This window comes from Marinobacter sp., assembly GCF_048269445.1.
GTDB lineage: Bacteria > Pseudomonadota > Gammaproteobacteria > Pseudomonadales > Oleiphilaceae > Marinobacter.
Genome location: NZ_JBLXIQ010000003.1, coordinates 512460 through 534556, shown reverse-complemented (window position 1 = coordinate 534556; position 22097 = coordinate 512460). Strand labels below are relative to the sequence as shown.

Here is a 22097-nt window from a genome sequence, read left to right as displayed (position 1 = left end):
CATGGCGCGCCCGGATCACAAGCCACGGCTTGGCGTCTGGAAGTTTGCGTCGTGCGATGGCTGCCAACTGAGTTTGCTGGATTGTGAGGATGAATTGTTGCGGGTCGCCGGGGCCGTCGATATTGCCTATTTTCCGGAGGCCACCCGCGGCAGTATTCGTGGTATTTACGATCTGTCGCTGGTGGAGGGCTCCATTACGACCGCCCATGACGCCGAGCGTATCCGGGACGTGCGCCAGCGCTCGCGAACGCTGGTGACCATCGGGGCCTGCGCCACGGCTGGCGGCATTCAGGCGTTGCGTAATTTCGCCGATATTGATGATTTTTTGGCCGCCGTCTACGCGCACCCGGAGTACATTGAAACCCTGTCCACCTCCACACCGATTTCCGACCATGTGGCCGTGGATTTTGAACTGCGTGGCTGCCCCATCAGCAAGCATCAGTTGCTCGAGGTGGTGTCGGCGTTTCTTTGTGGGCGGCGACCGGTCACGCCGGCCCACAGCGTGTGTCTGGATTGCAAGCTCAAGGGCAATGTCTGCGTGATGGTGGCCCACGGGACGCCCTGTCTCGGACCGATGACTCACAGCGGCTGCAATGCCTTGTGTCCCTCCTACGATCGGGGTTGTTACGGTTGTTATGGGCCGAAGGAAAATCCCAACGCGCCTGCGCTGAGTGACCGACTGGATCAGCTGGGTATGGGCCGGGCCGAGCGGCTTCGCTTTTACCGGACGTTCAACGCCTGGGCGGACCCGTTCCGGGAGGAGAGTGAACGTCATGAGTCGTAAGACCATCAAGGTGGACTACCTGGCGCGGGTCGAGGGTGAAGGTGCCCTGAATGTGACCGTCCGGGATGGCAAGGTGAGCGCGGCGGAACTGCGTATTTTTGAGCCTCCGCGTTTTTTCGAGGCGTTCCTGCGAGGACGCGACTTTGCGGAAGCGCCCGATGTGACGGCCCGAATCTGTGGTATCTGCCCGGTGGCTTATCAGATGAGCGCGGTCCATGCCATGGAGAACGCGCTGGGTATCGAGGTGGACGGCCCGCTGCGGGCATTGCGCCGATTGTTGTACTGCGGGGAGTGGATCGAAAGCCACGCCTTGCACATTTACATGTTGCACGCCCCGGACTTTCTGGGGTACGCCGGGGCGGTGGACATGGCCAGGGACTATCCGGACATTGTCAAACGGGGTCTGTCCCTGAAGAAGGCGGGCAATGCCATCATGGCCCTGGTGGGCGGCCGAGAGATTCATCCCATCAATGTGCGCGTGGGCGGATTCTATCGAACGCCGACCCGCAAGGAGCTGCAGCCTCTGGCCGAAACCCTGAAACAGGCCCGGGAGGACGCCCTGGAAACCGTGCGCTGGACGGCCGGGCTGGACATGCCAGAGGCTGAACGGGACTATCATCTGGTCGCACTGCACCATCCGGGCGAGTACGCCATGAACCTCGGGCGTATTGTTTCCAATCGTGGGCTGGATATCGCTGTAGCGGATTACAATCGCCATTTTGTGGAGTCCCACGTTCAGCGCTCGACGGCACTGCACTCACACTTGCGCGAGCACGAGTGTTATCTGGTCGGGCCCCTCGCCCGCTACAGCCTCAATTTTGACCAGCTCTCCCCACTGGCCCGGGAAGCAGCGAAAGAGGCTGGTTTGGGGGCCACTTGCAACAACCCGTTTCAGAGCATTGTGGTGCGCAGTGTCGAGGTTGTGTATGCCTGCGATGAAGCTTTGCGGGTGATTGCCGAATACCAGGAACCTGAGCGACCGTTCGAACCGGCCGAGCCGAAGGCCTCGGAAGGCTTCGGTTGCACCGAGGCCCCACGCGGTCTGCTGTTTCACCGTTACCGGCTTGATGACAAGGGTGGCATCCTCGAGGCGCAGATTGTTCCGCCCACGGCACAGAACCAGCCGAGCATCGAGGCCGACCTGAAGCAACTGGTGGGTGGCTGGCTCGATTTACCGGCCGATACCCTCCGCGAACGCTGTGAGCAGACTATCCGCAACTACGACCCCTGCATCTCCTGTGCAACGCACTTTCTCAAACTGGACGTCCGCCATGAGTAATGTTCCTCCGCCTGTCCGGGTTATCGGTATCGGCAACCGGGATCGGGGGGACGATGCCCTTGGGCCGCTGGTGGCGAATGCCCTCGCCAACTGTTTGCCGGAAACCGTCGACGTGACTGAGCACAGCGGTGAAGTGGCCGGGCTCGTGGACCTGATGACGGGCGCCGAAGCGGTGTATCTGGTCGATGCTGCTGTCATGGGGCTGGAGCCGGGGCACCTGCGGGAGTTCGATGCCAGCGCCGCGCCGCTGCCAGCCCTGGGCGGTGCGTTTTCGTCCCACGCGCTGGGGTTGTCTGAGGCGATCGAACTGGCGCGCGCCCTCGAAGTACTGCCTCCGGTATGCCGGGTATTCGCGGTGGAGGCGGCCAGCTTCGAGCCGGGTGAGGGGCTGTCAGAACCCGTTGCGGACACGATTACTGGAGTGACTCGGGCGGTGATTGATGCCATTGAACGGGAGCGTGGTGATGCATGAAACGGCGCTGGTCCGGAACCTGATTCACAGGGTGGAGCAGCTGTGCGCGGACGAAGAGGCCGAGCGGGTGGTGGAGGTTGCGGTATGGCTGGGCGCACTGTGCCACATGTCGTCGGAACATTTCACCGATCACTTCCGTCAGGAGGCGTCCGGTACTTGCGCTGACCAGGCCCATCTTCGGATTGAAACGTCTGATGACATCAATCACCCCAATGCCCAGGATGTCCTGTTGCAGAGCCTGGAGCTGGAAACGGAGAGTGGGGCCGGCCCATGAATGACAGAGGCCGGGCGCAGGCTTCGCCAGTTCGTTGGCGTGTTCGCGTTTTCGGTGTGGTGCAGGGCGTTGGCTTTCGGCCTTTCGTCTACCGCCTGGCGACAGGGTTGGGATTGACGGGATGGGTCGGTAATTCCCCGGAGGGCGTGATCATTGAGGCTCAGGGTCATCCGAAGGCATTGCAGAACCTGGTCTATGCGCTCAAGCAACAGGCTCCGGAAAATGCCTGGGTGGAGGAGGTCTGTGCCCAACCGCTGGCCAGGCTAGAGGCGCTTCAGGCGTTCTGCGTACGCCAGAGTGAGGAGGAGGGCGCAGCAACAACCCGGTTACCTGCGGACACAGCGCCCTGCCGTCAGTGTACCGAAGAGCTGCAGGATCCCGATAATCGGCGTTACCGATATCCGTTCATCAACTGCACCGACTGCGGCCCCCGTTTCAGCCTGATTGAGAGTTTGCCGTACGATCGCGCCCGCACGGCGATGAAGCATTTTCGAATGTGTTCGCGTTGCCTGGCGGAGTACCGGGATCCGCACAGCCGGCGCTTTCATGCTGAGCCCAATGCCTGCCCGGAATGCGGTCCGCGTATCGCATTTTGTCACCGTGACGGCCGTATTCTGGCGGCAGGTGAGGCCGCATTGTCAGAGGCGGTCCGCCGCCTGAGGTCCGGGGACATCATCGCGTTTAAAGGGCTGGGTGGATTTCAGTTACTTGCAGATGCCCGCAACAGCCATTCGGTGCAGACATTACGCGCGCGCAAAGGGCGGCCACGAAAGCCGCTGGCTGTCATGTACGGTTCACTGGCGGCTGTCCAGCAGATGTGCCCGGTCTCTGAGCCTGAAAGCCTGTTGCTCACCGGGGCTGAGCGGCCCATTGTCCTGCTCCATGCACCTAACCATGATCTGGCGTCCAATATTGCACCCGGCAGGGCAGATCTGGGTGTGATGCTGCCTTGTACCCCATTACACCATCTCCTGCTCGCCGAGCTGGGGTTTCCCATTGTTGCCACCAGCGGTAACCGCAGTGGCGAACCAATTACTATCGACAACGAGGAAGCGCTGGTGCGACTGGGTGACCTGGCGGACGGGTTTCTGGTTCACGATCGTCCCATTTTGCGTCCCCTGGATGATTCCGTGGCCCGGGTGGTGGCGGGGCATCCGCAGTTGCTTCGACGTGCACGTGGGTATTCACCCAACCTGGTCCTGCCCATTCAGCTGCCCCCCGGCTGGGGCGCCACCGGAGGTCACCTGAAAACCGCCGTGGCCCTGAGCACCGGCGCGGGGGTGGTGTTGAGCCAGCACCTGGGCGATATGGACAGTATCTTGAGCCGGCAAGCACTCGACCGCACTATGGCTGATTTTCAGCAACTGTTTGCCACCCTGCCCCGGCACTGGGCGCACGACAGCCATCCGGACTATCATACAACGCGCTACGCCCAGGCCCGCGGTCAGCAAACCTGCGCTGTCCAGCATCATGTGGCCCATATAGCGGCGGTAATGGCTGAGCATGGAGTCAGTGCGCCGGTACTCGGGGTGGCGTGGGACGGCAGTGGGCTTGGCGACGATAACACCTTGTGGGGAGGGGAATTCCTGCGCCTGGACTCACAAGGCTACGAGCGCGTAGCGCATCTGCGGCGTTTCCGGTTACCAGGTGGCGAGATGGCCATGAGAGAACCCCGGCGTTGCGCCTTCGGGCTGCTATACGCGTTGATGGGTGAGCAGGTTGTGGAGTGCGAGGCCGTGCGCCCGATGAACAGCTTTTCCAAAGTGGAAAGACGTCTGTTGATTCAATCCCTCAAGGCAGGCTTGAACGCGCCGGAGACCTCCAGTGTGGGCCGGCTTTTTGACGCCGTAGCGGCGCTGGCCGGGATCTGCCAGCAGACCAGCTACGAGGGGCAGGCAGCGGGCGAACTGGAGGCAGTGCTGGGCCCCGAAGACGACGGGGTTCCATACCGGTTCGCGCTGTCGGCACCGGATGCTGCCGGCCCCTGGCAAATTGATTGGGCCCCGGCGATTTCCGCATTGTTGGAAGACGTTCAGAAGGGGAGACCGGTATCCGGGATAGCGTCGGGCTTTCATCACGGATTGGTCAACGCCATTGTGGCGGTGGCAAAACAGGCTAAGCTGTCGAGAGTTGTGTTGGCTGGTGGGTGTTTCCAGAACGCCTGCCTGCTGGAACTGACAATAACAGCACTGGAGGGCGCCGGGTTCCAGGTGTTCTGGCCGTGCCGGCTGCCGCCCAATGATGGCGGTCTGGCGGTGGGTCAGCTGGCCTGGGCGGCCGGGGTTCTTCAGGGCAGGGAGGCGCCATGTGTCTGGCCGTGCCGGGGCGATTGATCAGTATTGACGGTGACGATCCACTCACGCGTCAGGGGCGCGTCGATTTCGGCGGCATCGTCAAGTCGGTCAATCTGGCCTACGTGCCGGATGTGCGAGAGCAGGACTATGTGCTGGTGCATGTGGGATTTGCCATTACCATTGTGGACCCGCATGAGGCTGAACGCGTTTTCGAGTATCTCGAGACCCTCGAACAGGAAACGGACGACCCGGAATCAGGGAGGCCAGCGCCGCGATGAAGTATCGTGACGAATATCGCACGGCTGACGCGGCCCGGGGGTATGCCGATGCCATTGCCCGTATTACCACCCGCCCTTGGACTCTCATGGAGGTATGCGGGGGGCAGACCCACGCCATCGTGCGCTTCGGAGTTGATCAGCTGCTGCCGGAAGCGATCACCCTGATCCACGGACCCGGGTGCCCGGTGTGTGTGACTCCCATCGCCTACATTGACAAGGCCCTGGAAATAGCCGCGCTGCCGCGCGTTATCCTCTGCACTTTCGGCGATATGCTGCGAGTGCCCGGGGCGCACTCAGACCTGGCCGCTGCCCGGGCGCAGGGGGCGGATGTCCGGGTGGTGTATTCGCCGCTTGAGGCGCTGACGGTGGCCCGGCAGAACCCGGAGCATGACGTCGTTTTCTTTGCCGTCGGATTCGAAACCACAGCCCCGGCCAATGCCATGGCGGTCTACCTTGCCCAGAGGGAGGGGCTTGAGAATTTCTCGGTGCTGGTCTCACAAGTGCTGGTGCCGCCGGCGATTCGCGCCTTGCTGCAGCGCCCGGGTAACCGGGTTCAGGGTTTCCTCGCTGCCGGCCATGTCTGCGCGATCACCGGGTATGAAGAGTATGAACCCATTGCCCGGGCGCACGGTGTTCCGATTGTGGTGACCGGCTTTGAACCGCTGGATATCCTGGAGGGAGTCTACCGCTGTGTGCGTCAGCTGGAGCAGGGTGAGAGCCTTGTTGAAAACCAGTACAGCCGGGCTGTCGGTCGCCCGGGGAACGCCATGGCCCAGCACGTGATTCAGGCGGTCTTTCAGGTGGTGCCCAGGCAATGGCGGGGCATGGGGGATATTCCTGACAGTGGTCTGGGGTTGTCGCCTGCCTACAGATTCTACGACGCCGAAACCCGTTTTGGCACAGTGAACGGCGAGGCTGAGGCGCAGGGCGAGTGCCTCAGCGGGGCGATTTTGCGGGGCGAAATCCGCCCAGACCAATGCCCCGCCTTCGGCTCCCGCTGCACTCCGGAACGCCCCTTCGGGGTGACAATGGTATCCGACGAGGGCGCCTGCGCCGCCTACTACCGTTACCGGCGGCCGAATGGAGGTGCAACCCGTGAATAACGACTGCGACGGTCATTGCCCGCCGACGAACGATGATCATGATGTGGTGAAAATGGCCCATGGCGGTGGCGGTCGGGCGATGGCTCAGTTGCTGGATGGTATTTTTCGTCCGGCGTTCGATAATCCCTGGCTGGCAAAGCAGCATGACGGTGCCGTGGTAGATATGCCCGGCGCGCTGGCGTTTACGACGGACTCCTACGTCGTGCGGCCGCTGTTTTTCCCCGGCTCTGATATCGGAGCCATGGCGGTGCATGGCACGGTCAACGACCTCGTCATGTGCGGCGCCAGGCCGCAATACCTGAGTGCCGGCTTCATTCTCGAAGAGGGCTTGCCGCTGGCGACCTTGCGCCGGGTTGTTGATTCCATGGCAGCCGCTGCCGTCGAAGCTGGCGTGCACATCGTCACCGGTGACCTCAAGGTGGTGGAACGCGGCAAAGCCGATGGCGTGTACATCAACACCGCCGGAGTCGGGCAGGTTGTGGCGCTTCAGCCGGTGGAACCCGCCAGGGTGCAGTCCGGGGACCGAATTCTGCTCAGTGGCGATCTGGGCCGGCACGGCGTTGCGGTAATGACTGCGCGGGAGAAGCTTGACCTGGAATCGGCGATAGAGAGCGACTGCGCTTCGGTCGCGCCGCCTATCCTGGCGTTGCTGGAAGCGGGAATAGACGTGCGTTGTCTCCGTGACCTTACCCGCGGAGGCCTGGCCAGTGCCCTGGTGGAAGTCTCGGAAAGTGCCAGGCTGGCGGCGGAAATCCGTGAGGCTGATATCCCGGTTCGCGAAGATGTGTCTGCCTTTTGCGAGCTGCTGGGCCTGGACCCACTGCATGTGGCCAACGAAGGCCGCTTTATCGCCATCGTGGCCGAACAGGATGTTGCCCGGGCATTGGATGTGCTCCGGAGGTATCCGGTGAGCGAGGCGGCCGTTGAAATCGGCCATTTTGTCGAGGGTGCCGCCGGCCTGGTTACCGCATCTAGCATGATTGGTGCCAGCCGGGTCATCGACAGGCTCTCCGGCGAACAGCTGCCCCGTATTTGCTAAGCCCCCGTATGTGCCAGGGGAAGAGTCTACGCAAGCCATCGTGTTAGGCTACTTCTCCATCTCTTGCAATCCGGCAACAAGAGCCGCAGATAATCGAAGAGCTCCAACTGACAGGATCTTCTATGAAAAAGATGCACATCGATATCGTTTCCGACATCGCATGCCCCTGGTGTGCAATAGGCTACGCCCGCCTGGAGCAGGCCATGGGTCAGCTCACGTCAGACTATGAGTTCAGCATTCAATGGCATGCGTTTGAACTGAATCCGGACCACAGCGGCGAGGGTGAGCCTATCCTGCCGGCTTTGGCGCAAAAGTATGGGCGCAGCGAGGAAGAGATGCGTGCCACCCAGAACCAGATGATGACAATCGCCAGGGATCTCGGCCTCCACTTCGAGAAGATGCAGGAGCGATTCACCTGTAACACCTTCGATGCGCATCGTCTGGTGAAGTGGGCTGGCGAGCAGGGCCGGCAGACTGAGATGAAACAGGCGCTGTTCGAGGCCTATTTCGGCAGGGCAGAGGATGTTTCCAACCACGATGTTCTGGTTGGCTGCGTTGAGAGTCTGGGGTTGGATCCGGCCAAAGCCAGGGAAGTGCTGAATTCTGATAATTACGCCCGAATGGTGCGGGACGACGAAGCCACCTATCAGCAGGCGGGCGTCTCAGCCGTGCCGGCATTTATCGTGAACAGCACATACCTCATTTCCGGAGCTCAGGAGCCCAGTGCCCTGGTGCAGGCGTTCGAGGAGATTGGGGCAAAGTCTGAGTGAAGTCCGCGTCGCGCACGGGAGATGAAATGCCAAAAGCTTCCGAAGCCCGACAGCGGGCCATACTGGCGCGACTGGACAAGTTCAGTCGGTTTACCGACAACAGTATGGGTATACCCTTTACCAGAGTCCGGATTGGCGCGGAGTCGATTATCGGTTTGCTGCCGGTAGTGGGAGACGCGGCGGGCCTGGTGTTGTCCGGTTACGTTCTGGTTGAGGCTCATCGGGCCGGAGCGAGCAAGGATGTCAAGCTACGTATTTTGCGCAATATAGGTCTCGATTTTGTCGGTGGCCTGCTGCCGGTCGTGGGCGATGCTTTTGATGTCGTTTACAAAGCCAATATTCGCAACACCCGGTTGCTGCGAAACTACCTGGAGACGCAGCTGGCGGTGGAGCCACCGCCGCCGTCCTTCCCGTGGATGGCCGTCCTCTGGCTCTCCATTCTGTTAGGGGCTATTGCCGGTGGCCTGACACTGGTCTTCTAAGTCGGGTTTATTCAGAATTCCAGGCAGATTTTGCCAAAGTGCTTGCCCGACTCTTCGTAGCGGAATGCATCCGCAATTTCCGCCAGGGGGAAGACGCGGTCGATCACCGGGTGCATGTTGTTTGCCTCTAACGCACGGATCATTTCCTGCTGGTGTGCCCGGCTTCCCACGATAAGGCCCTGGAGGCGAGCCTGTTTTGCCATGAGCTTTGCGGTTGGAACCTCACCTGCGCGTCCGGTCAGGACGCCAATCAGAGAGATATGTCCGCCGATGCGCACAGCGTCAATGGATTCGGGCAGTGTTCCCGGGCCACCGACTTCAATCACATGATCAACCCCCAGGCCGCCGGTGAGCTCCAGCACTCGCTGTCCCCAGGCGGGTATGGCTTTGTAGTTGATGGTGTGGTCAGCGCCCAAGGTCTTCAGCCGTTCAAGTTTTTTGTCGGATGAAGAGGTTGATATCACCTGAGCGCCCATCATTTTGGCGAACTGCAGGGCAAAAATGGACACGCCACCGGTACCGAGAGTGAGCACGGTGTCGCCCGCTTTTAAGCCGCCGTTAACGACCAGAGCCCGCCAAGCGGTAAGGCCTGCGGTGGTGAGTGTTGCGGCTTCCGCGTGGCTGTAGCCTTCAGGGGCGTGGGTAAACCAGTTTGTTGGGCGGGTGACCTGCTCACGGGCATAGCCGTCCTGGCCATCGCCTGGTGTAGTGGTGAAGTTGTCGATGGGTGCCGGGCCGTTTTCCCACTGTGGGAAGAAGGTAGAGACGACGTGGTCCCCAATCTGGAATTCGCTAACGTTGACGCCGACCGCTTCAACCACACCCGCGCCGTCAGCCATCGGGATGCGGCCATCCTCGGTAGGTATGGCGCCAGCGACTACGGCGTAATCATGATAGTTGAGGGAGCTGGCGTGAATCCGGACCCGTATTTCCCCGGGGCCCGGTTCTGAAGGCTCTGGGCCGTTGATGACCTGCAATTGTTCCAGCCCCCCTGGATGGGAAAGCGTCGCGAGTTTCATGGTCTAACCTCCGTTATTGGTTCATCAATGGGTTAGGATAGCCTTATTAAGGCAGATTGGATCATGAATTGGCTGACTTGGTCGAATTCTTGGCCGGTCGAAGGGTAAGTCCAGTCTGCCTCAAACTCTGGTCACGGCACCGACTCAAACAGCCGCCCCAGTCCAGTCTGGGTCGCCAGCTTTCCGCACAGGCGCAGGGCCTCCCAGAAACTGACCTGATTGGCCGTCAGCACCGGTGCTTTAGTGGCCTCTTCCAGATCGGTCAGCCAGGCGGCGGAGTGAAGGGCGGTGTCGGGAATGAGCAGAGCGTCGGCGTGCTTGCGGGTGTTTGCCTGCGCAAAGGCGATTACGTCATCTTTGCCCAGTGTGCCGACCTCAGCCGCCGTTAAGATGCCACGGCTTGCAAGATGCACCACCTCAATATCGAAATGGTTGAGGAACGCCCGGAATCGCTGCGCAACATCCTCCGGGTAGGTGGCGGCAATGGCCACCCGCTTTGCGCCAATGGCTTTGACCGCTCTGGCAAACGCCATGGCTGTGGTGGATGCGGGTACACCGAGAAGTTTCTCAAGAGCTTCGATCTGCTGGCGTATACCGTCCAGGCCAAGAACGAAACTGGCGCTGGTGGAGGTCCACACCACCGATTCAATGCCCGAGCCGGCAAGGCCTTCGGCGCCTTTGGAAAGTCGGCTGATACTGCCCATTTCACTGAGCGCCTCAACGGTGTGAGCATCTTCCAGAAACTCGGTGTGGACAAGAGTGACCTGGGCCGGTGGCTCTATCATGGAAGCCATCCGCGGATAATCATCCTCAGCCGCGTGGCCTGGGTAGAGGAATCCGAGTCTGGCTGGAGGTAATGCGTGGCTCATTGATCGCTCTCTCACTGGCAGTGATTGACGTGCCTTTACAATAGACGAAAACTGAGAACACGACAGTTTTGGAGATTGGTTATGGAAAGCCAGTGGCTTGTGGTGGCGGCGGACCTGCTCCTGATCTTGCACGCGATGCTGGTGGCCTTCGTGATCCTGGGACTGGTAACAACTTTGGCTGGGTATTTCTTCGGATGGCGGTGGGTGCATAATTTCTGGTTTCGCGTGAGCCATCTGATTGTAATCGCTATCGTCGTTCTGCAATCCTGGTTGGGCGTGCTATGCCCGCTCACAGCCTGGGAGATGGCCCTTCGGGCAAAGGCCGGTGAGTCGGGCTACGAGGGATCGTTTATCCAGTACTGGCTGCAATCCATCCTGTATTACAGCGCCCCGGACTGGGTATTTATTCTGGTTTACACGGTTTTCGGGGCGCTGGTCCTGGCCGCTTGGTTCTTGGTCAGGCCCAGTCGCCACAGGGGCTAGCGGGGATCTGCCGGAAAACCCGGGTAGATCTATTTCTTGAAGAATGTCAGAAAAACGCCCGCGGCAGTCGCGGCGGCGCCGCCAATCAGGTACCACATGGTATCGTCGGTAAAGCGACCTGTGACTGTCTCGGTCAGCTGGTTGCCGAGAGACTGCGTTGATTGGTAGCCGAAATAGAGCAGCCCAATGCCAACCACGAATAAAACGATACCGATCAGTTTCGAACTTCCCATTCAATTCTCCTTGTTATGCGCGATTGTGCGCAGCCTTCTGAGTTCAGGGAAGCTTGCCATCGGATTCCGGCTTTTCCAACAGTTAATTGCTCAGCGCGACATTGGGTTTGAGGGGCTACACTTCGACTGGATGTTCCGTAACTTATTTTCACGGGCAGAACCCGAGGGGAACCATGCGTATCTCCAGTATTGCTGTCTACACTGCAGATCTTGAATATACCGGTAAGGCCTATGCCTTTGCAGGCGGCCGCTCCCATCAGGAATTCACCAGCACCGTTGTCGTTTTAACTACGGACTCGGGACTGGAAGGCTATGGCGAGGTGTGCCCCTGCGGTCCCAATTATATGCCAGCGTTTGCCGAGGGAATTCCCGCCTGTCTGTCCATGCTGGCTCCCGCCGTGCTCGGAGAAGATCCGAGGCAAATTTCCTCTATTCACGAGCGGATGAATCAGGCACTTACCGGTCAGGCCGTTGCCAAGGCAGCGATTGATATCGCCTGTTGGGACATTCTCGGTAAGGCAGCTGGCCTCCCGGTTTATACCCTACTTGGGGGGCTTCAGACGCCTTCCATGCCGCTGCACCGGATTGTTCCCCTGGCGACCCCGGCGGAGATGCAGGAGTCGCTGTGCCAATACCGATCGGAAGGCTTCCGCCACATTCAGATCAAGCTCGGCCATGGAGTTGAGGAGGACATCGACCTGGTCCGGACTCTGAGCAACGTCAAGCAGCCCGATGAGGTCTGGATAGGCGACATGAATGCCGCCTGGCGCCGGGATCAGGCACTGCGTTTTTCCCGGGCCGTTGAATCTGTGGATTTGTATCTGGAGCAGCCTTGCAGGGGGTATGAGGAGTGTCTGTCGTTGAGGCACCGGGTGCGCCACCCGATCAAGCTCGATGAAAGCCTGAACTCTCTCGGCGATCTTCAGCGCGCCCTGCGGGATGACGCCATGGACGCCATTGCGCTGAAGGTTAGCAAGTTCGGTGGACTGACACCGTCCCGCGTTATTCGGGATGTGTGCGTGGACGCGGGAATATCGATGACCATTGAGGACGCCTGGGGCAGTGGAATCGCAACTGCAGCCTATGCCCACTTGGCGGCGAGTACGCCGTCAAGAGCCCTGCTCAATACGACCGACCTTCACAATTACAATACGACTCAGCTGGCGACCGGCGCTCCGGAGGTGTCTGGCGGCCGGATGACCCTCAGTGACCGGCCTGGACTCGGCGTGGTCCCGGACTTCACAATGCTTACTTTGCATGATGTCTATGAATGACCGGAGTGAGCTTACCCTCATGCCTGACGATCCGTTGAAGACCCTTTCCGACCTTGCCAGTGATGCCCATGCCCGTATTCAGGCAACCCACGAACACATCAATCCGGTTGTGGAGGTTCGCCGGGGCATGCGTGACGCCGGTATTCCAGCGGATGTGATGACCATCGATTGTTTGCGCACCCGCCGGCGTATCACGCTGATCCTTCACGATGAGCAGCCCGGCAATCTTCTGTACCAGTTCGTGACCATAGAAGATGAAGTGGGTGATGATTTTCAGCAGATGGCGTTGAGTGATTTGACGTCCGGAAAGCTCTTTGACTGGATCTACGACTATTTTTCCTGACGGAATCAGAACGTTTGCCGATGCTGAAGGAAACGCGGGGCGACCAATAACAACAGATCAATGGGTTCTCTGATGGTTTTATGTCGCAAGGCTCACCTTGTTCCCCTTTTCTGTATATTGTTGGCCATCGCCGGCTGTGATGCCGGTCCGGATTCGTCATCTCACGTCAACCGCGCCGGGCACAGTGCGCCAACGGCCGCAACCGTCCAGGCAAATTCGCAGGTGCTTGGTCAACGGCCCTTTGCCAACCGCCACGATTTTGAGAATGCGTGGCGTGGTCTGATTGCCCAGGACCCGAACCTGGTGATTGATCATCTCAATGGTGGTGCGGTCTGGAACATGCCGGACTATGCCTTCATCGATGGTGAAGGGAAGAATGCACCGGCTTCGGTGAACCCCAGCCTCTGGCGCCAGGCGGCCCTGAATAATATCCACGGTTTATTCAAAGTCACCGATGGCCTTTACCAGATCCGGGGTTACGATCTGGCGAACATGTCCCTTATCGAGAGCAATATTGCGCATCATCGCGCCCAAAGGCTTTGAGGAAGAAGCGACCGGCGAGAATGTTATTGCGGGCCCCGCCATGATGAGAGAAGTCCTGCTTAATACTCCGGTGGCGCTCTTCTTCGACAGCATGGCGGTGCGGCTGAAGGCCGAGGACGCAGAAGGCGAGAGCACCACCATCAAGATTACCTTTACGGATCTGCAGGAAAGTTATCTGCTGACGCTGAAACATTCGGTACTGCACAACCATCTGGTTAGTGAGGCCACTCCCGCTGACGCGACACTGAGATTGACCCGACCACTGTTTGTAGATCTGTTGATCGGCCGGGCCGGCCTGAAGGAACTTCTGTTCAGTGACGAGATCAGCTTTGAGGGAAGCAGGCTCGACCTGATAGGCTTTTTCAGTATGTTGGACAAGCCTCAGGGCCGGTTCAATATCGTTACACCCTGACGAGTACTCTATGAAATCTGTTGCACTTCTCGATGGCGGCCTGGGCCAGGAAATCTACCGCAGGGCCATAAATGTTACGTCACTGCTCTGGTCGGTGGCGGTCATGCGAGAGCAGCCGGACGTTGTTACCGATGTTCATGCTGATTTTATCAGGGCAGGTGCCCGGACCCTGACACTGAACACCTATGCGGCAACGCCCTCGCGACTGGCCAGAGAAGGGCTTGGCGACGAGATAGGGGCCATACATCAACGAGCGTTCGAGGTTTTGGAACGCGCCATCGCAATAACCGGCGCAGACGTTGATATTGCCGGCTGCCTTCCGCCTCTGGTTGGCAGCTATCGGGGCCAGCCCGCCCGGACGTTCGATGAATTGAAGTCGGAGTTCGACATTCTGGTAAAACTGCAGGGCGGCGCAGATGTCTTCCTCATTGAAACCATGACCAACACCCTTGAGGCGAAAGCCGCCTGTGCCGCCGCCGGTGAATCAGGTAAGCCCTTTGGGGTGGCGTTCCGGCTGGAGTCGGATGGCAAGCTTCGCTCAAGCGAAACGCTTGGAGAGGCTGTCGAAGCGGTTAAACCGTTCGGGCCAACAGCGATCATGCTCAATTGCTGTGATCCTGAGGTGATTTCGCGGGCAATACCTGAGCTTGCGGGACGGTTTCCGTGCACTGGCGGATACGCTAACGCGTTCAAAACCGTTGAGCCGATGGCCGGAGGTGCTCTGGTGGACGAACTGGAAACCAGGCCGGACGTCTCTCCGGGGGCTTATGCATTGCAGGTGAAACAATGGTTGGCAGATGGTGCCAGAGTTGTGGGTGGCTGCTGTGAAATTACACCCGAGCACATCTGTCAGCTGGCCGATGTACTGACGGGCGACTACAACTTGGTGCGGTTCTCTGAGTTGGCCGGCAATTAGCCGGCCAATCGGGGACCTTTTGTCTTGCGTGCTTCCATGGCCCGTTTGGAACGACGTGCTTCGATGTATTGCATGGCGTCGTTCCGGATTGGAAGGTGCAGGGCGCCTTCCAGATCATGGCGGTCGTAGCCGAGATCCGAAAGCGTATCATCTTTTTCTTTCAGCAATGACTCCGCCATTCGCCGGAATTGCTGGCGTCTGGAATATCCCTCAAGCCAGGAGGTAATCGGCTGCATTGCAGAGTTTGCGTGATGCTCTGTGCTCTTCAACATGTTTACGGCCCCGACTGTTGATGAATGGCTTGCAGCAGCTCGTTTGGAGACGTCGTGTAACTCGCTTACGGGTGCCTACAAGACGTAGTTTCGTATCCTCTTTCCTTTCAATCAAACGAAAAGAATTTAAGATCTCGTTCAGCTATGCTTAAGGCACTTGCAGGCCAAAAACCTACCCGTAAGGTCCGCCGATGAATATGCCTCTGCTTGATAACGATGTGCTCCGGAGTTTTGTCGCCATTGCGGAACATGGCACGTTTACCAGTGCCGCCAAAGCCGTGCACCGAACACCCTCGGCCCTCAGCATGCAGATTAAACAGCTTGAGCAGAACCTTGGGAAAACCCTGTTTATCCGTGAACCCAGGCGAGCCACTCTGACCGCAGAAGGGGAGGTTCTCCTCGACTACGGGCGCCGGTTATTGCGCCTGAATGAAGAAGCCGTGCAGTATTTCATTTCGCCGACTCTTGAGGGGAAGGTGGGTATTGGCACCTCTGACGATGTCGGTACCCGGATTCTGCCGGAAGTCCTTGCAGAGTTTGCCAGATCCTATCCAGCAGTGCTTGTGGACGTCGTGGTCGGCTCCAGTAAACAGAATCTGGCTCGTCTGGACGCCGGTGAACTGGATATGACTCTGGTGACCGTGGCCGATGAGGGGCGTGTTCCCCGGGGTGAGGTGGTCCACGAAGAACCGCTGGTCTGGGCCGGGCGGGAGGGGTCTTCGGCCTACCAGCGTTCGCCGCTGCCGATTGCCATGGCCCATGAAGGTTGTGCCTGGCGGCGCATGACGCTGCGGGCACTGGACAGAGCGGGTATCCCCTACAGGATTGCGTACACCTGCGAGCATTGTTCCGGTCAGGAGGCCGCTATGCTGGCAGACCTTGCCGTGGCCCCGTTTCCGCAAAGCCTGATCCGTCCGCCTCTGAAAGAGGTAGCCGGTGATACCCTGCCGGAAATCGGCTTCTATCAGCTGGCGCTGGTACGGCGGGGTTCAAATCCCGTTAACGACGCGCTTGCTTCTCATGTGAAAGATGCTTTCCAGAGTCTACGCTGAATAACACCGTCAGGGACGACTGCCATCAGGAGCGGCAGCCGGACTGACAACAGATCAAGGAAGCACTCAATGACTGCCTATTTCGTTCAGGCCTTTATCTACCTGGTTGCTGCGGTGATCGCCGTGCCACTGGCAAAACGTTTTGGTCTGGGGTCTGTGCTCGGCTATCTGGTGGCGGGCGTGGTGATTGGCCCGGTAACAGGACTGGTTGGCCAGGAGGCCAATACCATTCAGCATTTTGCCGAGTTTGGCGTGGTGATGATGCTGTTCCTGGTCGGCATGGAGCTTGATCCCAAGGCACTCTGGGCCATGCGGGTTCGGCTGGTTGGCCTTGGTGGACTTCAGGTGGTGCTGACATCGGCAGCCGGCATGGCCGTGGCGGTATGGTTCGGTCTCCAGTGGCAGACGGCGCTTGCGGTTGGTCTGATCTTTGCTCTGTCCTCCACCGCGATTGTGCTGCAGACCCTCAACGAGAAGGGCCTGGGCAGAACCGAGGGCGGGCGAAGTGCCTTCTCGGTTCTGTTGTTTCAAGACATCGCCGTTATTCCCATGCTTGCGCTGATACCGTTGCTCGCGTTGCCGGAGCTCATGGATGCAGTGGGCACCTCGGGTGGCCACGGCGCCAGCCTGAGTCCAGTAGACAGTCTTCCGGGCTGGGCCCACGGGCTAGTTGTGGTGGCGGCCATCGGAGCGGTGATCGTGGGCGGCCATTATCTGAGCCGGCCCCTGTTTCGTTATGTGGTGCAGTCAGGTTTGCGAGAAGTTTTTACAGCCACTGCGTTGATGCTGGTGATCGGGATTGCCGCCCTGATGAGCCTGGTGAACCTGTCTCCGGCGCTCGGGGCTTTCCTGGCCGGCGTGGTATTGGCGAACAGTGAGTTCCGGCACGAGCTGGAAGCGAACATCGAGCCGTTCAAGGGGCTTTTGCTGGGACTGTTTTTCATCACCGTGGGCGCCGGAATCAATTTCGACATTCTGTCTGAGCAATGGGGGATGGTGGTGTCCCTTGCGGTCGCGGTCATCCTCGTCAAGGCGGCGATTCTGCTTGGCCTGGCGTTGCTTTTCCGGGTCCGTGGCAGCAATGGCTGGCTGTTCACGCTGGGTCTGGCGCAGGCCGGTGAGTTTGGCTTTGTTCTTTTGACTTACAGCGTCCAGAACCACGTCATCCCTGTGGCAACCTCCCAGATTCTCTCGCTGGTGGTAGCGCTCTCCATGTTTCTGACTCCGTTACTGTTCATTGTCTACGACCGGGTAGTGTTGCCGCGGTATCGGCGTTCGAAGAACGATGACCGGGAGGCGGATAGCATCGATGAGCAGGCGCCGGTGATTGTGGCTGGGGTCGGTCGTTTCGGGCAGATCATCTGCCGTTTGTTGCGGGCCAATAATGTGCCCATTGTGGCACTCGACCATGAGATCGAGCAGATTGAAAACCTCAGGCAAATCAACATCAAGAGTTTCTTTGGGGATGCAAGCCGACCGGATTTGCTGGAGACGGCAGGCATAGAGCAGGCTCGCCTGCTTGTCGTGGCCATTGACGACCGTGACCGCTCGGTGCAAATGGTGGAGCATGTGAAGCAGTTTTTCCCCGGCGTCTGGGTGCTTGCCCGCGCCTTTGACCGTGGCCATGGATATCGGTTGAGGGAAGCGGGTGCGGATGATGTGGTGAGTGAAACCTATCACTCGGCGCTTGAACTTGGCGGCCACGCACTTACAGCAATGGGCGTGCACCCGATGCGTGCCCGCCAGATGACCTGGGCGTTTCTGGACAATGAAAAAGCGCATGAAGATGAGTTGTTCGACGCCTGGAAAGAAATCGAGGAGGGCATCAGTTTCAGTCCTCGCTATGGGGAGTTGTTCATGAAACTTGAAGAAGCGCTGAGCAGCGCCATGCATCGGGATTGGGAAGAGCCAAAGCAGGAGGATGTTCCGATATGGCGACCACCGGACCGCTGACAGTGATGTAACGCTAGGCTAAATTATTGCCTATGCGGCTGCAGAGGTCTGTATGGCTTTCAGAAAAATGCTTGTGGTATCAGGGCTGGTTTTCGCCGGATCTTCCTTTGCCGCCGAACCGGGCAGGGACGATTGCATTGCCAGCAGTATTCAGCCGGAAGCCATCGATCTGGACAAGCCAAGAGACCAGCTTGCCCGCCAGAACGATCTGGTGATTCCAGAGGGTGCGCGTATTGGAACTATCCGCATTCTTCGACGCCCCATCTTTGATACCACTGATCCGGAGCAGAACAACGCGCTCTATCGAACTTTAAACGCACTCAACACGTCTACCTTGAGAGACCTTTCTTCAGCGAGACCACCAACTGGCGTTTTGGTCTGAGTGGCATCGATGATGTCCGGGACGGTTTCGTATGGCGAACCGAGCTGGGTTACTCGGGAAGCGGGCTCGGGGCCACCGAGGACCGGGTGGTTCTCAACATGGATTTCGAGGATGCGCTGCATGCATCAGAGACCAACTACGCCAGCTATTCACTCAGCCAAAGCGGAACCTATCGACTCGACGAGGATCGAGTGGAAAACCTGCTGGGCACAGTGAGCGTTCAGTACTTCCATGGCGGCTCGGAGCGCTGGAACAGTTGGTACACCAACCTCGCGTTCACCGCAGCGCACAATTTGACGGCAGATCAACAACTGCTCATTGGTGGTGAGAACGGTTTGCGCGGCTATCCCAGTGAATACCAGCAGGGTAACCGCCGGGTGCTTTGGACCCTGGAGCGGCGTTATTTTCCGGACTGGCATCCGTTCAAGCTGTTCCGGGTAGGCGGTGTATTGTTCACCGACGTAGGCCGCGCCTGGTTCACCGACGACCGGAACAGTGGGCCTTACGAAGGCGTGCTGAAAGATGTTGGCTTTGGTGTGAGGCTGGCTTCAAGCCGGATCGAAGTGCAACGGATGCTGCACCTGGATTTTGCCTTTCCGCTGGATGGCGATGACAGTATTGATGATTTTCAGGTTTTGCTCCGGGGCCGGAGTGAATTCTAGAATCGGATATCATAGATCCGCATGCGGTTTCCGGATCCGGTGGCAGATCCTGCGTTGGTCTTCACCATGCCAGGAACTGCGCCCGGATGAAGCATGAATTTGCCTGAGCGGTGATTATGAAGCAGGTTCACGGCGCTCAGGGAGCGCCGGTTTGCACTCCTCTCCTGTTGCTTATCCTGAGCCCGAGGATTACCAGAAAGGCTCCCAGCCAGATGGTTAACGAGTAGTTTTCCCTGAACCAGATAACCCCGATCAGCAACCCGAACACTGCAGCGACGGCACCCAGCTGACTGTAAAAAACCGGGGTGGATCGACGTTGCAATTCGAAGGCGCAAAGGTAGGTCAATGAGGTTAATAGCCCCTGGATACCGACGATGCCGACAAGCTGCAATCCTGTCGTTTCGGGGAAAATCGAGGTGCCTGTCAGGCCTGCGAACAGGCCAAGCGTTGCTGCTGACGCCAGCAAGGTGCCCGCCGCGAGGATCATCGGCTTTACGTCTTCAGGCCATGCCACAGAGCGGTAAACGTTGCCGATAGAGAGCATGGCCGGGATAACCAGACCCATGGCAAACCAGAGTAAGTTCGGGCTGCTTATCTCTGAATGGCGTTGCAGCACAATCCAGGCGCAGGCAACGACCGCAATGGATAGCCCGGTCAGTTTGATCCCGCTGCGTTTTTCCAGCCCCATACTGGCCGCGAGCAGGAACGTGAAAATGGGGGGCAGGGCGTACATGATCCCGGTGAAACCGGCTCCCAGTTTGGTGACCAGATAAAACCCGATGACGTTCGGGACTGCGATGCCGGTCAGACCGCTGATGAGGAAATAGCGGGTCAGGCGACGCTCCAACAGAGACCGGCGTTTCTGGGTGCACACCAGCAGAAGGGTGCCTGCTATCAGCGTTTGCCAGAACGCATAGGTGATGGCCGGCATACCCTGCGACGTTGCAGCTTTTGCCAGCGCGAGCATGAGTGCGATCAGAAATCCATTGGCTAGCAGGAGGCCCCAGATTGTGGCCTGAGGAGGGATAAACGAACGCTGCGCTGAGGCTATCATCACTGAGTGCTCCGGGTTGTGAGGGTTATCACCGGTAATCAGTGTGCCGCAATCCATTAAGTTGATAATTGGGCGTGATCGAACAATACTCCTTCCAAATCAGAAATAATCAGGAGTTTTCGGTGGCCACGGACAAGCTGGTAGCAATGAAGATTTTCAGACGCGTTGCTGAGCTGGGCAGCTTTACCCGAGCTGCAGATGATCTGGACATCACCACGGCAACGGTGAGTAAACACATTGCCTTTCTGGAACGGGATCTGGACACCCGGCTCATTAACCGGACCACTCGGCGAATGAGTCTGACCGATGCCGGTCTCGCCTTTCTGAAGCGTACGCAGGCTCTGCTGGATGAACTGGAAGACGCCGAGTTGGAGGCAAGGGGGTTTCAGGCGGAGCCCCGAGGCACGATCAGGCTTAATGTACCCATGTCGTTCGGCTTGACCCACATAACAGAGGCTATCGACAGTTTTCTGCGCAACTACCCCGAAATTGATATCGACCTCCAGCTCAGTGATCGAATGGTTGATCTGGTGGAGCAGGGCGTAGACATCGCAATCCGGGTTCGCAGTTCTCTGGCCGATTCAACCCTCATGGCCAGGCCACTGAGAACGTCCAGAAATATTGTATGCGCATCACCGGAGTATCTGAAAAACGCCCCGGTGATTCACGGTCCGGAAGACCTGACACGGCACAACTGTCTGACGTTTTCACTGCATGACAGACCGGGTATCTGGGAGCTGGGCGATCGGGAGGTGAGAGTCAGCGGCAACTATCGAACGGACAGCAGTCTGGCGATCCGACAGAGTCTGTTGAGGGGAGCCGGTGTTGGTTTGTTGCCGCGGTTTCTTGTCCAGGGTGATATTGAAAACGGCGCACTGACTCCCTTGCTGCCTGACTTTCCTCCCAAACCCTACACTGTATTCGCCCTGTTTCCGCCCGGGCGCAGGCAACCCACCAAGGTTCGCCTGCTACTTGACCACCTCGACCAGCATCTCGGCGAGAAGCCCTATTGGGAATAGTGCTGATCCCGTGGTTTTCCTTTTCAATATTTCCATTCCGGAAAATATGTAGTTCTATTCTGTCTGTTTTTTAGGGCTTCGCAGTTTCATAAAGTTGCGACTTCAAACTTAAGGAGGCAATTCTATGAACATTCACGAAGCCCTGGATTGGCGTTACGCCGTCCGCGAATTTTCGCCGGAAAAGCTTGATGCCCAAACGGTGGAAACACTGGTGGATGCCGCCCGCAAGAGCGCCTCTTCCTATGGACTGCAGCCGTACAAAATTCTGGTCGTCGAGAGCAAGTCGGTTAGACAGGATTTGCTGGCCTACTCTTTTGGCCAACAGAAAGTGCTGGATTGCTCGCACTTGATTGTGTTTGCGGCACAGACGGACATTGGCGATCACACGGTCGACAGATATGTCACGCAGTTTGTGAAAACCCGCGGCATACCTGCCCAGGAGATCTCCGGCTACGTGACACACATGAAAGAGGCTCTTGCAGCCAAATCCCGGGCAGAGAAACAGGCGTGGGCGCACCAGCAGGCCTATATTGCTCTGGGAACCCTGCTCACTGCGGCAGCCTCCATGCGTGTAGATAGCTGCCCGATGACCGGTTTCGATCACAAAGCCTACGATGAGGTACTTGGCTTGGCAAAGCTGGGCCTTGAGACTACTGCCATCGTTGCCCTTGGTTACCGCAGTGCCCGTGACCGAACCTCCGGCTTACCGAAAGTGCGTTTTGATTATGACGATCTGGTGATCAGCATGTAAGTGATACCCGTTCCATTTGTTGGTCTGGCTGGTGTTCCTTGGCTATAGGGTATAGGTTCGGTAGAACGGCAATACATTCTCGAGC

Annotated in this window: 27 protein-coding genes; 22 read left to right on the top strand and 5 right to left on the bottom strand. The window is 58.6% G+C overall.

Translation table 11 applies throughout. The features are described 5' to 3' along the window. Window position 1 precedes the first annotated feature (1 nt). From ACN0XM_RS08795 to ACN0XM_RS08750, 10 genes are all read left to right on the top strand, one after another. On the top strand, window positions 2-784 hold the full coding sequence (locus ACN0XM_RS08795) for an oxidoreductase (protein ID WP_417566550.1): 783 nt from the start codon (window positions 2-4) through the stop codon (window positions 782-784). Continuing rightward, entirely contained in the window at window positions 774-2063 is a 1290-nt protein-coding gene (locus tag ACN0XM_RS08790; RefSeq protein WP_417566549.1) for a Ni/Fe hydrogenase subunit alpha, read from the top strand. Before ACN0XM_RS08795 ends, ACN0XM_RS08790 begins: the two co-directional genes overlap by 11 nt. After that, a complete protein-coding gene (locus tag ACN0XM_RS08785; protein ID WP_417566548.1) occupies window positions 2056-2535 on the top strand; it encodes a hydrogenase maturation protease in 480 nt (159 codons plus the stop codon). The genes ACN0XM_RS08790 and ACN0XM_RS08785 overlap by 8 nt, the downstream gene beginning before the upstream one ends. Further along, window positions 2528-2809: a hydrogenase/urease maturation nickel metallochaperone HypA gene (locus tag ACN0XM_RS08780; protein WP_417566547.1), complete on the top strand. Its 282-nt coding sequence runs from the start codon at window positions 2528-2530 to the stop codon at window positions 2807-2809. The genes ACN0XM_RS08785 and ACN0XM_RS08780 overlap by 8 nt, the downstream gene beginning before the upstream one ends. Next, complete coding sequence (gene hypF / locus ACN0XM_RS08775) at window positions 2806-5142, top strand: carbamoyltransferase HypF (protein ID WP_417566546.1); 2337 nt, start codon at window positions 2806-2808, stop codon at window positions 5140-5142. The genes ACN0XM_RS08780 and hypF overlap by 4 nt, the downstream gene beginning before the upstream one ends. Beyond that, window positions 5115-5381 carry a HypC/HybG/HupF family hydrogenase formation chaperone gene (locus ACN0XM_RS08770; RefSeq protein WP_417566545.1) on the top strand — a complete coding sequence of 89 codons (267 nt, stop codon included), beginning with the start codon at window positions 5115-5117 and terminating at the stop codon, window positions 5379-5381. Before hypF ends, ACN0XM_RS08770 begins: the two co-directional genes overlap by 28 nt. Beyond that, window positions 5378-6484: a hydrogenase formation protein HypD gene (gene hypD / locus ACN0XM_RS08765; protein WP_417566544.1), complete on the top strand. Its 1107-nt coding sequence runs from the start codon at window positions 5378-5380 to the stop codon at window positions 6482-6484. The genes ACN0XM_RS08770 and hypD overlap by 4 nt, the downstream gene beginning before the upstream one ends. Window positions 6485-6536: 52 nt before the next feature. Continuing rightward, complete coding sequence (gene hypE, locus ACN0XM_RS08760; RefSeq protein ID WP_417566610.1) at window positions 6537-7523, top strand: hydrogenase expression/formation protein HypE; 987 nt, start codon at window positions 6537-6539, stop codon at window positions 7521-7523. A 122-nt stretch (window positions 7524-7645) separates the two neighbouring features. After that, on the top strand, window positions 7646-8293 hold the full coding sequence (locus tag ACN0XM_RS08755; protein WP_417566543.1) for a DsbA family oxidoreductase: 648 nt from the start codon (window positions 7646-7648) through the stop codon (window positions 8291-8293). Window positions 8294-8319: 26 nt separating this feature from the next. Then, window positions 8320-8775 (top strand): DUF4112 domain-containing protein, encoded by a 456-nt coding sequence (locus ACN0XM_RS08750; RefSeq protein ID WP_417566542.1) that lies wholly within the window; start codon window positions 8320-8322, stop codon window positions 8773-8775. A gap of 11 nt (window positions 8776-8786) precedes the next feature. On the opposite strand, the gene ACN0XM_RS08745 is transcribed toward ACN0XM_RS08750, so the two are convergent. Both ACN0XM_RS08745 and ACN0XM_RS08740 read right to left on the bottom strand, forming a co-directional pair. Beyond that, the gene (locus ACN0XM_RS08745) at window positions 8787-9794 is read right to left on the bottom strand and encodes a zinc-dependent alcohol dehydrogenase family protein (protein WP_417566541.1); all 1008 of its coding nucleotides are present in this window, start codon (window positions 9792-9794) and stop codon (window positions 8787-8789) included. 131 nt (window positions 9795-9925) lie between these two features. Beyond that, window positions 9926-10588, bottom strand: coding sequence for a maleate cis-trans isomerase (locus ACN0XM_RS08740; protein ID WP_417566540.1), 663 nt, complete (start codon window positions 10586-10588; stop codon window positions 9926-9928). 156 nt (window positions 10589-10744) lie between these two features. Between ACN0XM_RS08740 and ACN0XM_RS08735 the strand changes: the two genes are divergently transcribed. Continuing rightward, complete coding sequence (locus ACN0XM_RS08735; protein WP_417566539.1) at window positions 10745-11146, top strand: DUF2784 domain-containing protein; 402 nt, start codon at window positions 10745-10747, stop codon at window positions 11144-11146. 29 nt (window positions 11147-11175) lie between these two features. Here the strand turns inward: ACN0XM_RS08735 and ACN0XM_RS08730 are convergent, their stop codons facing one another. Further along, window positions 11176-11379 carry a DUF3185 family protein gene (locus ACN0XM_RS08730; RefSeq protein WP_417566538.1) on the bottom strand — a complete coding sequence of 68 codons (204 nt, stop codon included), beginning with the start codon at window positions 11377-11379 and terminating at the stop codon, window positions 11176-11178. 173 nt (window positions 11380-11552) lie between these two features. Here ACN0XM_RS08730 and ACN0XM_RS08725 point away from each other — a divergent pair, with 173 nt between their 5' ends. The 5 genes from ACN0XM_RS08725 (at window position 11553) to ACN0XM_RS08705 (ending at window position 14867) form a co-directional block, all read left to right on the top strand. Then, window positions 11553-12653 carry a mandelate racemase/muconate lactonizing enzyme family protein gene (locus ACN0XM_RS08725; RefSeq protein ID WP_417566537.1) on the top strand — a complete coding sequence of 367 codons (1101 nt, stop codon included), beginning with the start codon at window positions 11553-11555 and terminating at the stop codon, window positions 12651-12653. Between the two features lie 19 nt (window positions 12654-12672). Then, on the top strand, window positions 12673-12996 hold the full coding sequence (locus ACN0XM_RS08720) for a hypothetical protein (RefSeq protein ID WP_417566536.1): 324 nt from the start codon (window positions 12673-12675) through the stop codon (window positions 12994-12996). Window positions 12997-13218: 222 nt separating this feature from the next. Then, window positions 13219-13539: a hypothetical protein gene (locus ACN0XM_RS08715; RefSeq protein ID WP_417566535.1), complete on the top strand. Its 321-nt coding sequence runs from the start codon at window positions 13219-13221 to the stop codon at window positions 13537-13539. Continuing rightward, window positions 13511-13951 (top strand): alkyl sulfatase C-terminal domain-containing protein, encoded by a 441-nt coding sequence (locus ACN0XM_RS08710; RefSeq protein WP_417566534.1) that lies wholly within the window; start codon window positions 13511-13513, stop codon window positions 13949-13951. Before ACN0XM_RS08715 ends, ACN0XM_RS08710 begins: the two co-directional genes overlap by 29 nt. Window positions 13952-13961: 10 nt before the next feature. Next, window positions 13962-14867 (top strand): homocysteine S-methyltransferase family protein, encoded by a 906-nt coding sequence (locus tag ACN0XM_RS08705; protein ID WP_417566533.1) that lies wholly within the window; start codon window positions 13962-13964, stop codon window positions 14865-14867. Here the strand turns inward: ACN0XM_RS08705 and ACN0XM_RS08700 are convergent. Continuing rightward, window positions 14864-15139 carry a hypothetical protein gene (locus ACN0XM_RS08700; RefSeq protein ID WP_417566532.1) on the bottom strand — a complete coding sequence of 92 codons (276 nt, stop codon included), beginning with the start codon at window positions 15137-15139 and terminating at the stop codon, window positions 14864-14866. The two genes, ACN0XM_RS08705 and ACN0XM_RS08700, sit on opposite strands and share 4 nt — an antisense overlap. A 191-nt stretch (window positions 15140-15330) precedes the next feature. On the opposite strand from ACN0XM_RS08700, the gene ACN0XM_RS08695 reads away from it, so the two are divergent. The 4 genes from ACN0XM_RS08695 (at window position 15331) to ACN0XM_RS08680 (ending at window position 19188) form a co-directional block, all read left to right on the top strand. Further along, window positions 15331-16191: a LysR family transcriptional regulator gene (locus tag ACN0XM_RS08695; RefSeq protein ID WP_417566531.1), complete on the top strand. Its 861-nt coding sequence runs from the start codon at window positions 15331-15333 to the stop codon at window positions 16189-16191. Between the two features lie 69 nt (window positions 16192-16260). Next, complete coding sequence (locus tag ACN0XM_RS08690) at window positions 16261-18144, top strand: monovalent cation:proton antiporter-2 (CPA2) family protein (RefSeq protein WP_417566530.1); 1884 nt, start codon at window positions 16261-16263, stop codon at window positions 18142-18144. 52 nt (window positions 18145-18196) lie between these two features. Next, window positions 18197-18526: a hypothetical protein gene (locus ACN0XM_RS08685; protein WP_417566529.1), complete on the top strand. Its 330-nt coding sequence runs from the start codon at window positions 18197-18199 to the stop codon at window positions 18524-18526. A 98-nt stretch (window positions 18527-18624) separates the two neighbouring features. Beyond that, the gene (locus ACN0XM_RS08680) at window positions 18625-19188 is read left to right on the top strand and encodes a BamA/TamA family outer membrane protein (protein WP_417566528.1); all 564 of its coding nucleotides are present in this window, start codon (window positions 18625-18627) and stop codon (window positions 19186-19188) included. 136 nt (window positions 19189-19324) lie between these two features. Here the strand turns inward: ACN0XM_RS08680 and ACN0XM_RS08675 are convergent, their stop codons facing one another. Then, window positions 19325-20242, bottom strand: a complete 918-nt coding sequence (locus tag ACN0XM_RS08675; protein WP_417566609.1) for a DMT family transporter — start codon at window positions 20240-20242, stop codon at window positions 19325-19327. A 122-nt stretch (window positions 20243-20364) separates the two neighbouring features. On the opposite strand from ACN0XM_RS08675, the gene ACN0XM_RS08670 reads away from it, so the two are divergent. Further along, complete coding sequence (locus ACN0XM_RS08670; protein WP_417566527.1) at window positions 20365-21261, top strand: LysR family transcriptional regulator; 897 nt, start codon at window positions 20365-20367, stop codon at window positions 21259-21261. 124 nt (window positions 21262-21385) lie between these two features. Continuing rightward, window positions 21386-22012 (top strand): NAD(P)H-dependent oxidoreductase, encoded by a 627-nt coding sequence (locus ACN0XM_RS08665; protein WP_417566526.1) that lies wholly within the window; start codon window positions 21386-21388, stop codon window positions 22010-22012. The last annotated feature ends 85 nt before the right edge of the window (window positions 22013-22097 follow it).

What these genes read in the sequence shown, in the direction of transcription:
- ACN0XM_RS08795 (WP_417566550.1), top strand. Translation starts at nt 2, where the DNA reads ATGGCGCGCCCGGATCACAAGCCACGGCTTGGCGTCTGGAAGTTTGCG.
- ACN0XM_RS08790 (WP_417566549.1), top strand. Translation starts at nt 774, where the DNA reads ATGAGTCGTAAGACCATCAAGGTGGACTACCTGGCGCGGGTCGAGGGT.
- ACN0XM_RS08785 (WP_417566548.1), top strand. Translation starts at nt 2,056, where the DNA reads ATGAGTAATGTTCCTCCGCCTGTCCGGGTTATCGGTATCGGCAACCGG.
- ACN0XM_RS08780 (WP_417566547.1), top strand. Translation starts at nt 2,528, where the DNA reads ATGCATGAAACGGCGCTGGTCCGGAACCTGATTCACAGGGTGGAGCAG.
- hypF (WP_417566546.1), top strand. Translation starts at nt 2,806, where the DNA reads ATGAATGACAGAGGCCGGGCGCAGGCTTCGCCAGTTCGTTGGCGTGTT.
- ACN0XM_RS08770 (WP_417566545.1), top strand. Translation starts at nt 5,115, where the DNA reads ATGTGTCTGGCCGTGCCGGGGCGATTGATCAGTATTGACGGTGACGAT.
- hypD (WP_417566544.1), top strand. Translation starts at nt 5,378, where the DNA reads ATGAAGTATCGTGACGAATATCGCACGGCTGACGCGGCCCGGGGGTAT.
- hypE (WP_417566610.1), top strand. Translation starts at nt 6,537, where the DNA reads ATGGCCCATGGCGGTGGCGGTCGGGCGATGGCTCAGTTGCTGGATGGT.
- ACN0XM_RS08755 (WP_417566543.1), top strand. Translation starts at nt 7,646, where the DNA reads ATGAAAAAGATGCACATCGATATCGTTTCCGACATCGCATGCCCCTGG.
- ACN0XM_RS08750 (WP_417566542.1), top strand. Translation starts at nt 8,320, where the DNA reads ATGCCAAAAGCTTCCGAAGCCCGACAGCGGGCCATACTGGCGCGACTG.
- ACN0XM_RS08745 (WP_417566541.1), bottom strand. Translation starts at nt 9,794, where the DNA reads ATGAAACTCGCGACGCTTTCCCATCCAGGGGGGCTGGAACAATTGCAG.
- ACN0XM_RS08740 (WP_417566540.1), bottom strand. Translation starts at nt 10,588, where the DNA reads ATGGCTTCCATGATAGAGCCACCGGCCCAGGTCACTCTTGTCCACACC.
- ACN0XM_RS08735 (WP_417566539.1), top strand. Translation starts at nt 10,745, where the DNA reads ATGGAAAGCCAGTGGCTTGTGGTGGCGGCGGACCTGCTCCTGATCTTG.
- ACN0XM_RS08730 (WP_417566538.1), bottom strand. Translation starts at nt 11,379, where the DNA reads ATGGGAAGTTCGAAACTGATCGGTATCGTTTTATTCGTGGTTGGCATT.
- ACN0XM_RS08725 (WP_417566537.1), top strand. Translation starts at nt 11,553, where the DNA reads ATGCGTATCTCCAGTATTGCTGTCTACACTGCAGATCTTGAATATACC.
- ACN0XM_RS08720 (WP_417566536.1), top strand. Translation starts at nt 12,673, where the DNA reads ATGCCTGACGATCCGTTGAAGACCCTTTCCGACCTTGCCAGTGATGCC.
- ACN0XM_RS08705 (WP_417566533.1), top strand. Translation starts at nt 13,962, where the DNA reads ATGAAATCTGTTGCACTTCTCGATGGCGGCCTGGGCCAGGAAATCTAC.
- ACN0XM_RS08700 (WP_417566532.1), bottom strand. Translation starts at nt 15,139, where the DNA reads ATGTTGAAGAGCACAGAGCATCACGCAAACTCTGCAATGCAGCCGATT.
- ACN0XM_RS08695 (WP_417566531.1), top strand. Translation starts at nt 15,331, where the DNA reads ATGAATATGCCTCTGCTTGATAACGATGTGCTCCGGAGTTTTGTCGCC.
- ACN0XM_RS08690 (WP_417566530.1), top strand. Translation starts at nt 16,261, where the DNA reads ATGACTGCCTATTTCGTTCAGGCCTTTATCTACCTGGTTGCTGCGGTG.
- ACN0XM_RS08685 (WP_417566529.1), top strand. Translation starts at nt 18,197, where the DNA reads ATGGCTTTCAGAAAAATGCTTGTGGTATCAGGGCTGGTTTTCGCCGGA.
- ACN0XM_RS08680 (WP_417566528.1), top strand. Translation starts at nt 18,625, where the DNA reads ATGGATTTCGAGGATGCGCTGCATGCATCAGAGACCAACTACGCCAGC.
- ACN0XM_RS08675 (WP_417566609.1), bottom strand. Translation starts at nt 20,242, where the DNA reads ATGATAGCCTCAGCGCAGCGTTCGTTTATCCCTCCTCAGGCCACAATC.
- ACN0XM_RS08665 (WP_417566526.1), top strand. Translation starts at nt 21,386, where the DNA reads ATGAACATTCACGAAGCCCTGGATTGGCGTTACGCCGTCCGCGAATTT.